Source organism: Exiguobacterium sp. s127 (assembly GCF_018618695.1).
GTDB lineage: Bacteria > Bacillota > Bacilli > Exiguobacteriales > Exiguobacteriaceae > Exiguobacterium_A > Exiguobacterium_A oxidotolerans.
In genome coordinates this window covers 1-11,895 of the sequence record NZ_JACSMO010000012.1, presented here as the reverse complement: position 1 = coordinate 11,895, position 11,895 = coordinate 1, and the positions used below count along the sequence as shown (strand labels likewise).

The window sequence follows — 11,895 nt, the reverse complement described above, 5'->3', positions numbered from 1 at the left end:
TAACGTTTTTCCTGATTCACTTCATAACTCGACTACTGAAACAGGAGAATTCATCCGTTTTCGTCATACATTTTTTGGTATAATCAGGATAGATGAAAAGCAATTCATACCCTGTTTGAAAGTAGGTCGACAGATGAAAGAAATGATTCAAACGCACGATGATTTACTTGACATGCTTGACGATTTACTGCGTGAACCGACCGCATTTTGGAATGATTTTTACGCCGACCGTGACAAACGGATTCCTTTTTTCGTCAACAAGCCGGACGAAAATCTCGTCCGTTATTTTGAACGCGGTATCATCGCACCGGGTCACGTTTTGGAGCTCGGTTGCGGCCCGGGGCGTAACGCGCTGTATTTTGCAAGACAGGGATGTACCGTGACCGCTGTCGATTTATCACGTCAGTCGCTTGCCTGGGCGCGCGAACGGGCGCAGGAGGAGCAGCTCGACGTCGACTTCATCGAACGGAACATCTTTGATTTCCCCCTTGCTAAAGAGGCGTATGACATCGTTTACGATTCCGGTTGCTTCCACCATATCGCTCCGCACCGCCGACGCGATTATCTTACGCTCGTCACCGATTCCTTAAAGCATGGCGGACATTTCGCCCTGACTTGTTTTATCGAAGGCGGTGAGCTCGGCGGATCCGACATCTCCGACTGGGAAGTGTACCGGACACGCAGCTTAAACGGTGGATTAGGATTCACGGAAGAGAAGTTACGGTTGATTTTTGCTGACTTCGACGTGATTGAAATCAGACCGATGCCGATGATGCCGGCGTCCGCGACGACTTTCGGTCGTACTGGACTGTGGACGGCAGTGTTTCAAAAAAAGCACGATAATGGACCTCTGCTATATAAAAAGAACGTAGCAACGTGAGCCCTGATGTGCACCTGACAAAAAACCATGGAGGACGACCTCCATGGTTTTTTGTCACTTTGCTTTTTTTCCAGTCACGCGTTTCGGTTTAGCGAATAACCCGAAATACAATCCGACCAATACGCTGACGATGATCCAGCCATCTGTTTTATCCATCTCGATGCCTCCCGTCTTTCACTGAAGTGTTCCTAAATCATACACCAATGAATGATTACGCGCTTCATGAACACTCATTTCTTTCGACTTACGATTGAAAATGATAATGGAACAATACGAGCACCGACAAGATCAGGGACTGATTTTGCTGCTCCTTGACTTTAAACGTTACGTCGGACCGCAAGTTCGCTTTACTCGTCGCAATCACCTCAGTCCCTCGCCAGACTTTAATCTTCGAGGATAACGTCGAGGACGTGACTTCGTACTCGACGTCTTGATAGGACAGGAGCATGACTTCTTTAAACGTACTCATCCGTTTCAGTGACGCGTCGGTCCGGACCGTGCCTACGACTTCACCGTTTTCGTAGACGAGCCACTTTTGATTCCGCGCTAGAAGAGAACTCCGTTGTTCGACGTAAGAAAACGTACGGTCGGAAAAACTGAAGTTCAGATTCAAGAACCACCCCCGCAGCTTTGCCGAGAGCTGAACAAACAAAAATTGCCATCCTTTTGGATAGCTCCGTCGATAGGATCCAATCTGCTGTGCACCTTCCAGCACGTATTTCGGTCGCCGTGTCGTCCGTTCGACGCAACGTGTCGCTATCGTCTTCGCGCGTCCCACGTACCGCATGTCGCGTCTGATTTGCCAGTAATCGAGAAGCGCGCCACCAAGTGCTGCGAGCAGAAGCAGCGAAATCAGACCAAATTCCAGCCAACTGAACATGCCGGTTAAGAGGAAGCGGATGACCATTCCAATCGTCAATAATCCATACAATAACAACATTTCACCCATCGTCATTCTTGCCTCCTTTTAATACCCGCTCGTTAATCCTGGTTTTAGTGTACACTAGCACGATTACGATAGTAAGGATTATCTAAATGAGTTAAAATATGTTAATGGATGGAATTCAAGGAGGAGATGCAGCATGACTGAACAACGACAAATCGCACTCGTGACCGGTGCCAGTCACGAACGGGATATCGGGGCAGCGATCTGTCGGACGCTTGCCGCACGAGGCATCGAGATTTTTTTCACCGCCTGGCAAGCGGAAGCCGACTGGATCCCATCATTTGAAGCGGAGTTAGCAACATTCGGTGTCCGGGCAAGAGGATTCCGGATTGACTTAGCCAATCCGGCGGCGGCGGCAACTGTCCATCAAACCGTCGTTGGGACGCTCGGCCAACCGTCGATTTTAATCAACAACGCCGCTCACTCGACGCAAACTGACTACTTGTCACTTGACGCCGTAGCGCTCGACGCCCACTATGCGGTCAATATCCGGTCGACGTTACTGTTATCGGTCGAGTTCGCCCGCCACCTGCAAGCGTCACCGTTATCCTCAGGACGGATCATCAACATGACATCCGGCCAGGAACGCGGACCGATGCCGGGTGAACTTGCTTATGTCGCGACGAAAGGTGCGATTTCTGCTTTTACGCAGACGCTCGCGCAGGAAGTTGCCCCGTTCGGCGTGACGGTCAACGCCATCAACCCCGGTCCGACCGACTCGACTTGGATGACGGATGAGATCCGCTCCGCCCTGCTACCGAAATTTCCCTTTGGCCGCATCGGGGCACCAAACGACGTCGCCCGCTTGATTTCATTTCTCGTTAGTGACGAAGGTGCCTGGATCACCGGGCAAGTTCTGCATTCGGAAGGTGGCTTTATCCGTCAATAATGGCATAATCCGTTAGTCGGCGAACGAAAAGGTCACTGGACGATGACGTCCGGTGACCTTTTTCGTTTTCTTATGTTGCATACGAATCAGACGTCATCCTTGCAAAAATTGAGTCAAGGACGGAGCGACGACTTCTTCGCGTTCCAGTGTTTCATGACCGACGACCATCACTTCGCTCGTTACGAGATCCACACATAACAGGTCCCCATCCATGTCTTCGTATCCGATAATGTACCATGATTTTAATCGATCCGCTTGATGGTGTTCGACTTCAATGATACTCCGAAAAATCGCTTGTGATTCCTCAAACAGATCAACCGGATGAACACATGCATAACGTGGCAATCCATCGACATCTGTCAATCGTATTTCTTCTTCCTCAACCGGTAACATCGCCATTACTTGTTCAATCGTCATCACTTCTTCTTCACATCCCTTTTAGGAGCACGTCGCTGTTTCATTTTCAGTTTGATGCTTCTTTATGTTAGTAAACAAAAACAGACTTCGGAAACTCCCGAAATCTGTTAGCGTCATGACGTATTTTTCTAGGGTAGCTCAGTCGTTTCGATTGGTCAACCCAAGGAACTGGGCTTTTTGATTAAACAGTTTCCGGTAGGACAGGTAGCCGACCATGACGGAAGACACGGCAGCATTCGTCAAAATCAGGAACAGGATTAATAACTGGTACATGACAGCTTTCATCGGATCGGCCCCACCGATGATCAAACCGCTCATCATGCCGGGAAGCTGGACGAGTCCCATCGTTTTCTGCGCCTCGATCGTCGGAATCATACTCGTCTTGATGGCGCTTTTCAAACTTCGGTCGATCGCTGTTTTCGGAGTACCCCCGAGCGCTAAAATCAGCTCGATGACTTCATCGCCCCGCTCGACCTCATCCTTGAACTTATTCAGGAACAGGAGCGACAAAATCATACAGTTGCCGATCACCATCCCGCTGATCGGAATGACTTCCTGCGCTTCGAACGGAATGATTTGAAGACCGAGCATGATGCCCATCGTCAAGACTTCGACACTGACTAACGTCAGTAAAATAATGCCCGTAATCCCGGGAATTCCGTCACCTTTTTTGATGATGTTGAGCGTTGCCGCGACAATCATCAACAGAATCATCAACCCGATGTAAATTTTACTGTCACTTTCGAAAACGAACGTCAAGATGTAGCCGACAACCAACAACTGGACGATCGACCGGACCGTCGCTATCAAAATATCGTTGCCAAGTCCAAGCTTTAACGTATATGTCAGCACTAACGGAATCAAGATAAAGACTAAGGCGGAAGCGAGTTGCACGTAACTCATTGGTCGACCCCCTTGACGAACGCTTCGATGGCGGGATTATCCGAGCCCTCAATCAATTCAATCGTTCCCTGTTCAATCAATTGCCCGTCTTTTAAGAACCACATGTCATCACTGACACGGCGCGCCTGTTCGAGATCATGCGTAATCCAGATCACCGTCACGTTGAATTCCCGTTGAACCTTTTGGACGAGCGCCTCGATTTCCTTGACCATCCGGTAATCGAGACTGGCCGTGATCTCGTCGAGCAGCAGGATATCCGGTCGGTTGACGAGTGTCCGCGCGATCGCGATGCGGCTTTTTTCGCCACCCGACAGTTCCTTGACGTTTTGTGTCAACGGGACCTCTTTCAAGTCGACCCGCTCCAACAGACGTTTTGCCTCTTCCTGTTCCAATGTCTGATTGAAGATCGCTTTCGGAAGATTCAAATTGTCGTACACGGTCCCCGCAATCATCGGGGCACTTTGAAAGGCCATGCCAATCTTTTTTCGAAGCTCCATCATATCGATGTCTTTTAAATCGGTCCCCTTAAAATAAATCGTCCCGGCGTCCGGGGAAAGTAATCCGTTGATTTGTTTCAGACACGTCGTTTTCCCGGCACCGCTCGGTCCGACGAGCGTCGTGATTTTTCCTTCCCGAAACGTCCCGGAGATCCCTTTGAGTATCGATTTGTACTGGACATCCTTAAATTCAATGACTGCCACACCACTCCACCTCACCTTTTTGGTCGTTTTTTCTAGTGTAGCAGGGACGGTTGCCGCGCGGACAGCGAGAAGGTTCGACAGATGCCCAAGGCTTACACCATACAGATGAACGAATCGCGGATATCACGTCAGACGATAGACCCAAATTTCTTCGCCGTTCGTTTCATCGATCCGTTTGATATCAGTAAAGCCCGCTTGCCCGTAAAAATACTTGGCATGCGTATTTTCTGTGTGTAAGCTCAACACGATTTCATCGACTTCGAAATGGTCTTCGATGAAACCGATTGCTCGTTTTAAAAACTGCGTTCCTAGCCCTTGTCCTTGATACTGCTGACCGATCATGAACCGGTCAAGCCAGATGTACTTGTCCGTCCGGTTTTCCGCACCAATCATCATGAACCCGACCGGCTGCCTGTTTTCGCATAAGGCATAACAACGCCAACCGTGGTCGTGATCGTTCATCGCTTCCTGAAGCGACTGCGCGTTCGTTTCGATATATGCGCGCTGCGCGGCTGCGACTTTTAATCCGAGAACCGCGGCCAGATTCGCGTCATTAATGTCTTCGATCGTCATGAAAGGATTCATTGGCCATTCACCTCCTCTGCGTTCTTGTGATCTCTACAGTCTGCTCAAGACACGAACAAATCCCGCATCGCTTCAACAGACTAAGCGCGATACGGGTTATAGCGTACATGGATCAATGAAACAAGCGATTTTACCGTCCTTCACGAATGACACGTGTTTTCGCAAACTCATCTTCCGGTAAAACGGAGGCATCCTCTAGATAACGCTGACGGTCCTTAAAGAATTTCCCTGCTGTGAATACTTCACGGTAAGCAATCCGTTTAAGGATTTGTGTCGTTTTCAACGGTTGGTCGTCTTGACTGACGACACGAAGTCCCATAACACGACTGCCGACCGTTCGGCCATCCGTCAAGCGTAATTGAACCGTTTCCATGACGACATCGACGACGGACTGGGTGACGATGCCACGGATGACGGGACGTTTGACCCGTTTGAGAACTGTTTCTTCAAGGACATTTACAATGACAGCGTTCACCATCAAGTTAACGACAGCCGCTCCGATTCTTCGTTTTGTGAGGGATTCCATTTAAATCATCCTTTCTCGATTTGATTTAAAAAAATGCCCCTTCTTTTTCTGAAGAAAGAAGGGGCGTCATGCAAAACGATGAAACGTCCTGTCTGCCCAGCCATGCGGTGACTTCAGAGGCAACGAACATCCCCTCTCTTTTCCCGTTTTCTCATGGATTTAATCGAACGGTGACCGTTGATGTTTGAACAGTAATCTGTCTGAGTGTTGAAGCGTCAGCGTTGTCCATTGATCGTTGAACATTCAGCTTTGACCGGACGGTCGCAAGGACCATCTTGGATGCTAATCGGTCAACCGATTAGAAGATGTCCGTTATCGCACGGACGACGCGTGTTCGGTTATGAAATCATCAGACAAACAGGACGGTAGGTTTAGATTAATATTTTCGTAAGTGTATTACTTTCAGATAGACTGAAATCGACTTCGGCATCAAATGCGTCGATTGACTCGTCTAACTGTTGAATGACTTGCCGAAGACCGGAGGGGTCAATCAATTTCGGTTCTAATCGTTGGATGAACAGACGACGCGTTTTTTCAATTTCTTCCGCGTCCCCTTTTTCACGCGCACCGTATGTCGCTTCGATATGATTTTCTGCACGCCGCTCGATCTCGATACGTTCCTGTTCAATCGTCTGCTCCACTTCATGCAGTTGTGTTTTGAGCGTTTGTAACAATTGGCGATCGTAGTCAAGACCCGTATCGCGACGATCAATCGCTTCCGCGACCGTCATCTCGGTCCCGGCGATTCGGACACGCGTCACGGCATTCGATGCGGTAATCGCTGCTTTGATTTGATTTCGACGCTCAATCAATGCGCGAATCGACTGGAGATTTGCCGCCGCTTCCGTCGCGAACTGTTCGACGTTCGGAAAACCGACAGGCGGTTTGTCTCCCGTATGCAATCCGATAAAGTGACCAAGCTGACCTTTTTTAATCCGTTTATCTAACATTTTTAATTCCACTAATCCACGATGGATCGACATCTCAATCTGCTCGATGTTCGCCACTTCCTTTTTAGATACTCGTGAGCTCCGCTCTACCTTTTCAGCATAGCAGAAAACACTTTGAAAATCGGGCAATCGATGTTTCTTTCAACCTTACAAAATTGTCATATACTGATTTACCTTCATGTTATAATTCCATTATCAGGATATTCATGTTAAGAAAACGGAGGAACTGAACGCATGCCACACAGACTGCAATTGACGGCCCCCCGGACGCTCCAGTGGGTCGAGCAACCCCTAGCGCCCTTGCAAGCAGATGAACTACTCATCCAGACATTACATGGAGCAATCAGCATCGGCGCGGAATTGCCGCAAGTCATGGCGACTGACCGGTCAGACCTCGCCCCGACCTATCCGAAGGAAACGGGATACGAGAGTTACGGGGAAGTGCTGGCAATCGGAGAGGATGTCTCAGACATCCGTGTCGGTGACCGCGTCGTCGCTTTTTACGGTCATCACGACATCGCCACCGTCCGCGCAGCAAAAGTCATTCCCGTCCCGCGCGACCTGCCGCCGCAACTCGCCTTGTTGACGATTTTATCGTGTGACGCCGCAAAAGGCGTCCATAAACTTAATCCCCGTCCGTCGGATGCCGTCGCCGTGACCGGGCTCGGGACGATCGGGTTATTGACCGTCTTTTACCTACGTCACTACTTCGGTCTCTCGCGCATTGACGCCGTCGACCCGGACGAAATGCGACATGCACTCGCAAAACAGCTCGGGGCAACCCGCACGGTTACGTCCGGAAACGACCTCGAGCTGAATACCTATGCCGCTGCCCTCGAATGTTCGGGACGGCAAACCGCGTTTGCGCATCTTCAGGAGGCACTCGTCCCCCATGGTCAGCTCTGCATTCTCTCTGACGGCAATTACGACGTCTTGTCGCTCTGCCCAAGCTTCTATGCAAAAGAGTTACGGATCGTCGGATCGAGTGACGGGCTCGATTACCGCGCCCATGCGGACTGGTTTTTGCCGGTCGCCCGAAAGACGCCTGCCTTGTTCAAGCTGTTTGAGCAGTCGGTCGATTGGTCGGACTTGATTCCATGTTTCGAGGCTTTACAGGCAGGTGCAAAACCGTTAAAAGTGTTTGTCAGCTACGACTGGTGACCGTGTTTGTCTGACAGACACGCCGTTCGGATCGACGGCTTCGATGTTTTCCCCCGTAAAGACGACTTGCTGTAAGACGGTATGATCACCAGGCACCGTCGTCACTTCATCGATTGCATGGCCGAACAACCGCTTCAACTCCTGTTCAAAGCCGACTTGTTTCGTCGCCAGTTCAAGCCGTTTCAGATGAGGACCGTTCGATAAAATCGCATCGTGATGCGTCTGCAGTTCAATCCGACAGGCGTACGGGGTCTGGATGAACGTCCGCCGGTCATTCGCTTGGATGGTCCAGCCCATCTGTTGTGCACGTTCGAGAAGCAGTGTCCGTTGTTCGGGTGTCACGAGAAAACCGAGATGGTCGAAGCGAACGGCTTTCCTGTGACCGAACGTGACGTTGATGGCGCCGCGTTTCATCTCGATGATTCGAAAGCGAATCCCGTCGTCCCGAAAGTCATCCCATATCAATGGCGGATCAAACGCGGTAAACGCGCCGTCGGTTTTTCCAATCCGTTGCGTGACCGCAAACCCTAATTTTTCATAAAACTGCTCCGTCGCCTCAACGTTCGGCGTCCAAAGATGATAATGAAACAACATCGGCGTTACTCCCCTTCGCAATTAGTTCAGGGAACGTCATCACATCGACGCCCCCACTGTCGTCTAAAAATTGTTGTATTAACGGTAAATGAGCGGCACCATAGAGGACGAGAATCCGTTCCCCCGGCTCCGCCAAATCAAGAATCCGGTTCGCGATTAACAGATTGCGGTAGTACCAGTACTGGATGACCCACCTCGCCCCGACGTGCGTCGCCGGATCTAGCCGGGCGAGTTGCCGGTACGTCCGGTGACTTGCTTCGACCGCCTGTTTGTCATTTAGTTGTTCAAGGAACGAGAGGTAGGTCTGCCCAAGTAATCCCGCTTCGAGTGACTCGGATTTTTGTTGTTCGGCACGCATCAAGCGGTCAAACGCGACCGAGTCGAGCTGTTCAAGTTCCGCAAGATTCGGGACACCTTCTACCGTCTGATTCCAGTCCACAGCCTGCAGACCGGCCAGACCTGCCAAGCGCGCTACTCGAAACCCGAGTTGATGGCGTTCATTCGCCGTCAGCGTAAAGCTTTGCTTGAGGTAAGCGGAATAGTCGGCATTCAGTGCACTCGCCTGCTCAGGCAAAGTCTCTAGCGCGACTTCTGTCGGACGAAATGTTTGCAGGACTTCGGCGACCTGTTGAATTTCCCGCTGCCGTTCGTCTGAAAACACATCGAAGATGCGCGGACGAAACAAGTCTCCGTTATCAGGACAGTCCAAATGAACGGTCCCGACGAGTAATACGGTCGCGCGTTGTGCCATCGATACCTCCCCCTTCTACTATTTCCATTTTACTGTAAACAGCAGGCTAATCCTAGTCCGTTTCGTTAAAATAGACCTCTCGCTGATTGCAAGAGGCGACTCGACCTGACTTCCGTCCAAGTAGAAGGAGAAGACGAACTGCGATGCAGAATCTATACACTTGCCGAAAGATTCAATCCGGCAGAAAAAACCGAACCGATTCATGTCAGCTCAGTGAATTTAAAGGAATTAAAAAAGGAAGCACGTCAAAATTAGTCCGCGAGGAGTATCCGTCTATGAATATGAACATCCGTCAACTGTCCGTTCATGAGAACCCTCCGATGGAACTTTTGTTATCAGCAGACCCTTCTCAGAAAATAGTTGATGAATACTTGAAGAGAGGTCGATGTTTCATAGCTGAATCTAGGAATCAACGGATTGGCGTGTATGTGCTTCTCCCGACAAGACCGCAAACGATTGAAATTGTAAATCTTGCAGTAGAGGCGAGACATCAAGGTAACGGCATAGGAAAACGTCTTTTAAGACATGCCATCCAAACTGCACAAGCGATGGACTATACAACCATCGAAATCGGAACAGGAAATTCAAGCATCGGTCAGTTGGCGCTTTATCAAAAATGTGGATTTCGGATCGTCGGAGTCGACTTGAATTTCTTCTTGAGGCACTACGAAGAGGAGATTGTAGAAAACGGTATCCGGTGCACAGACATGATTCGGTTGTCTCAAGACATATAAAAGTTTCTACTTCCTTCATACCAAACAGCTCGTCTCGATTTTATACGGAGACGAACCTTGCCTTGCTTTTACACAATCAGTCAGCCCTTACGAACAACAAATCAATTGGGAGTAGCTCGAGCAAAGAAACGTGTCATCAGATATCCTCCTCACAGTTCACACTTTATGCAATTATGTTCTGCACACAATGAGAGGATCTACATATGGTCCAAACATACACAGAAGCAAAGAACATCACAATTTCTCACCTCATGCGTGATTTAATTCTTAATCGTATCGAGAATGAAAACAATTTGACACGCTACCGTATTTTAATGGCAGCACACGAAAAGAAGTTTGAAACTGTTACGTTCGAGAATACGAAACAAGATGCACCATCAGGTGAGTCTCATGATCGTTCTTCTCCATCGTTATTATGCGAATACGCAGACCCAGTTTTTCAATTTCGTACATAGGAATCAGTCCTTTTCAACTCTATTCCCATAGTATTGAAAACATCACCTCACTAACATTGCGTAAGAACCACAAACCTATTGCAAAATACAATCGAAATGACATGTATTAAATACAGAGTATAAATTACATTTGTACAAAAAATGGCCACCGAGCGAAGTTCCTTCGCACTTGGTGGCTTTATTTTATTTTATTTTATAGATTTATATACATCTTTCTATACAAGAACTATATGTGAGTTCTTATGACTTAATGAGAAGCAGAAATAAATTAATATTTTTATTCCAGTTTAAATTCATAATTCAAGTGCTGCTTCATCAATTCACCAAGTTTCGTTCTTTCAGACTCAGTTAATGTTGAATTCTTTTTTGGTAATATAATCGCTTCCGTATTTTCATAGTATAAAAAGAAACGGTCATCATCTTCACCAACATTTTTAATTTCTTTCCATGCTATGTCTGTATTTTTATTTATACCGTTATAAGATGAATTTACTTGAATACCAGCTGTATGAAAGTTTAATGAAACATTTCTCGGCCATCGCTTATCATTTTTAAGTGAAGACCTTAACTGTCGAATTGTAACGAATTCATAGTATTTTGTTAAAATTGGTCTTAATAATATAACTGGAATAAAAGACAAGCAGATTTTAAGAATGTCCCTTACATTTTCTGAGAGAAAGTCGAGAAAAATCCGCACCAGTAAAGTGAAAACAATCATACCTAGTAAAAATACAATCATGGAGAGCGCTACAAAAGTAATATTGTATCTTGCTTGGTGATAATGAATTCGCTTTAGAGAGTCCTTTTGTAAGGCCATAAAGTCTTCGAAAGTCATTTGATACTCTAAATTCATTAGATAGCTCCTCTTTTCAGAATAAGTTAGTTTGCTATTAAACAAAGAATCTTTTATTTATCGTAAGTACTTTATTACCGTCAACTCTAGTACATTGAGTCTTTACCTAATTAAACTATCTCGAGAAAGTATGCTATCTGATTGTTACATCCATTAAAAGCCAACGTTTTGATAAAGAGTAAAGCAAATAAGAGTAACGTCAAAATTCAGTTAGTCTTGGGAGCTTATTGAATTTTTAAAGTTTTCAAAATGAATCCATCTTTTATGACTTAAATTTCATAAAGCCCTCCCGATTTTTTTATAGATTTTAGATTAGAAGTATTAGACTTTTTCTGATTTTATCACGCTTCGTATGCTTCGTACCCTTCGTCGTAAGCATTAGAAATATAAAGCTACCTCACAACAGTTAATCGCAATTTTCGTTATCACCCTTATAAAAAAACACCGGTTCTATAAGAATAGAACTGAACCCTAAATGGTGGACACTTGATAAAAGACCCCATTCGGGGTTTTTTGTGTTCAGAGATATCGATATACTGTATCTATTCAA

General features: G+C 47.3%; 15 protein-coding genes. 5 read left to right on the top strand and 10 right to left on the bottom strand.

Annotated features, from left to right (window positions below):
• Positions 1-133 precede the first annotated feature (133 nt).
• A complete protein-coding gene (locus KNP98_RS13600) occupies positions 134-880 on the top strand; it encodes a class I SAM-dependent methyltransferase (RefSeq protein WP_214766168.1) in 747 nt (248 codons plus the stop codon).
• A gap of 244 nt (positions 881-1,124) precedes the next feature.
• Here KNP98_RS13600 and KNP98_RS13595 read toward each other — a convergent pair whose 3' ends face one another.
• Entirely contained in the window at positions 1,125-1,835 is a 711-nt protein-coding gene (locus KNP98_RS13595; RefSeq protein ID WP_214811944.1) for a tubby C-terminal domain-like protein, read from the bottom strand.
• Between the two features lie 127 nt (positions 1,836-1,962).
• Here KNP98_RS13595 and KNP98_RS13590 point away from each other — a divergent pair, with 127 nt between their 5' ends.
• Complete coding sequence (locus tag KNP98_RS13590; RefSeq protein ID WP_214811942.1) at positions 1,963-2,715, top strand: SDR family oxidoreductase; 753 nt, start codon at positions 1,963-1,965, stop codon at positions 2,713-2,715.
• Positions 2,716-2,808: 93 nt separating this feature from the next.
• Here the strand turns inward: KNP98_RS13590 and KNP98_RS13585 are convergent, their stop codons facing one another.
• The 6 genes from KNP98_RS13585 to KNP98_RS13560 all read right to left on the bottom strand — a co-directional run bounded on the left by KNP98_RS13585 (position 2,809) and on the right by KNP98_RS13560 (position 6,854).
• Positions 2,809-3,135, bottom strand: coding sequence for an SMI1/KNR4 family protein (locus tag KNP98_RS13585; protein WP_157898485.1), 327 nt, complete (start codon positions 3,133-3,135; stop codon positions 2,809-2,811).
• 135 nt (positions 3,136-3,270) lie between these two features.
• On the bottom strand, positions 3,271-4,035 hold the full coding sequence (locus KNP98_RS13580; protein ID WP_214811940.1) for an ABC transporter permease: 765 nt from the start codon (positions 4,033-4,035) through the stop codon (positions 3,271-3,273).
• Positions 4,032-4,736: an ABC transporter ATP-binding protein gene (locus tag KNP98_RS13575; RefSeq protein ID WP_214811938.1), complete on the bottom strand. Its 705-nt coding sequence runs from the start codon at positions 4,734-4,736 to the stop codon at positions 4,032-4,034. Before KNP98_RS13575 ends, KNP98_RS13580 begins: the two co-directional genes overlap by 4 nt.
• Before the next feature lie 123 nt (positions 4,737-4,859).
• Positions 4,860-5,321 carry a GNAT family N-acetyltransferase gene (locus tag KNP98_RS13570; RefSeq protein WP_214811936.1) on the bottom strand — a complete coding sequence of 154 codons (462 nt, stop codon included), beginning with the start codon at positions 5,319-5,321 and terminating at the stop codon, positions 4,860-4,862.
• Between the two features lie 130 nt (positions 5,322-5,451).
• Complete coding sequence (locus tag KNP98_RS13565) at positions 5,452-5,847, bottom strand: RDD family protein (RefSeq protein WP_088837214.1); 396 nt, start codon at positions 5,845-5,847, stop codon at positions 5,452-5,454.
• Between the two features lie 371 nt (positions 5,848-6,218).
• Entirely contained in the window at positions 6,219-6,854 is a 636-nt protein-coding gene (locus KNP98_RS13560) for a hypothetical protein (RefSeq protein WP_353048362.1), read from the bottom strand.
• A 177-nt stretch (positions 6,855-7,031) separates the two neighbouring features.
• Here KNP98_RS13560 and KNP98_RS13555 point away from each other — a divergent pair, with 177 nt between their 5' ends.
• Positions 7,032-7,958 (top strand): MDR/zinc-dependent alcohol dehydrogenase-like family protein, encoded by a 927-nt coding sequence (locus tag KNP98_RS13555; RefSeq protein ID WP_214811933.1) that lies wholly within the window; start codon positions 7,032-7,034, stop codon positions 7,956-7,958.
• On the opposite strand, the gene KNP98_RS13550 is transcribed toward KNP98_RS13555, so the two are convergent.
• Together KNP98_RS13550 and KNP98_RS13545 are read right to left on the bottom strand one after the other, a co-directional pair.
• Complete coding sequence (locus KNP98_RS13550; RefSeq protein WP_214811931.1) at positions 7,929-8,552, bottom strand: VOC family protein; 624 nt, start codon at positions 8,550-8,552, stop codon at positions 7,929-7,931. The two genes, KNP98_RS13555 and KNP98_RS13550, sit on opposite strands and share 30 nt — an antisense overlap.
• Positions 8,515-9,303: a DUF5694 domain-containing protein gene (locus KNP98_RS13545; RefSeq protein ID WP_214811928.1), complete on the bottom strand. Its 789-nt coding sequence runs from the start codon at positions 9,301-9,303 to the stop codon at positions 8,515-8,517. Before KNP98_RS13545 ends, KNP98_RS13550 begins: the two co-directional genes overlap by 38 nt.
• A 281-nt stretch (positions 9,304-9,584) precedes the next feature.
• On the opposite strand from KNP98_RS13545, the gene KNP98_RS13540 reads away from it, so the two are divergent.
• The gene (locus tag KNP98_RS13540; protein WP_214766207.1) at positions 9,585-10,037 is read left to right on the top strand and encodes a GNAT family N-acetyltransferase; all 453 of its coding nucleotides are present in this window, start codon (positions 9,585-9,587) and stop codon (positions 10,035-10,037) included.
• 203 nt (positions 10,038-10,240) lie between these two features.
• Complete coding sequence (locus KNP98_RS16295) at positions 10,241-10,492, top strand: DUF6290 family protein (RefSeq protein ID WP_353048597.1); 252 nt, start codon at positions 10,241-10,243, stop codon at positions 10,490-10,492.
• Between the two features lie 277 nt (positions 10,493-10,769).
• Here KNP98_RS16295 and KNP98_RS13535 read toward each other — a convergent pair whose 3' ends face one another.
• Positions 10,770-11,345, bottom strand: coding sequence for a YcxB family protein (locus tag KNP98_RS13535; protein WP_214811925.1), 576 nt, complete (start codon positions 11,343-11,345; stop codon positions 10,770-10,772).
• Positions 11,346-11,895 lie beyond the last annotated feature (550 nt).

What these genes read in the sequence shown, in the direction of transcription:
- KNP98_RS13600 (WP_214766168.1), top strand. Translation starts at nt 134, where the DNA reads ATGAAAGAAATGATTCAAACGCACGATGATTTACTTGACATGCTTGAC.
- KNP98_RS13595 (WP_214811944.1), bottom strand. Translation starts at nt 1,835, where the DNA reads ATGACGATGGGTGAAATGTTGTTATTGTATGGATTATTGACGATTGGA.
- KNP98_RS13590 (WP_214811942.1), top strand. Translation starts at nt 1,963, where the DNA reads ATGACTGAACAACGACAAATCGCACTCGTGACCGGTGCCAGTCACGAA.
- KNP98_RS13580 (WP_214811940.1), bottom strand. Translation starts at nt 4,035, where the DNA reads ATGAGTTACGTGCAACTCGCTTCCGCCTTAGTCTTTATCTTGATTCCG.
- KNP98_RS13570 (WP_214811936.1), bottom strand. Translation starts at nt 5,321, where the DNA reads ATGAATCCTTTCATGACGATCGAAGACATTAATGACGCGAATCTGGCC.
- KNP98_RS13565 (WP_088837214.1), bottom strand. Translation starts at nt 5,847, where the DNA reads ATGGAATCCCTCACAAAACGAAGAATCGGAGCGGCTGTCGTTAACTTG.
- KNP98_RS13555 (WP_214811933.1), top strand. Translation starts at nt 7,032, where the DNA reads ATGCCACACAGACTGCAATTGACGGCCCCCCGGACGCTCCAGTGGGTC.
- KNP98_RS13550 (WP_214811931.1), bottom strand. Translation starts at nt 8,552, where the DNA reads ATGTTGTTTCATTATCATCTTTGGACGCCGAACGTTGAGGCGACGGAG.
- KNP98_RS13545 (WP_214811928.1), bottom strand. Translation starts at nt 9,303, where the DNA reads ATGGCACAACGCGCGACCGTATTACTCGTCGGGACCGTTCATTTGGAC.
- KNP98_RS13540 (WP_214766207.1), top strand. Translation starts at nt 9,585, where the DNA reads ATGAACATCCGTCAACTGTCCGTTCATGAGAACCCTCCGATGGAACTT.
- KNP98_RS16295 (WP_353048597.1), top strand. Translation starts at nt 10,241, where the DNA reads ATGGTCCAAACATACACAGAAGCAAAGAACATCACAATTTCTCACCTC.
- KNP98_RS13535 (WP_214811925.1), bottom strand. Translation starts at nt 11,345, where the DNA reads ATGAATTTAGAGTATCAAATGACTTTCGAAGACTTTATGGCCTTACAA.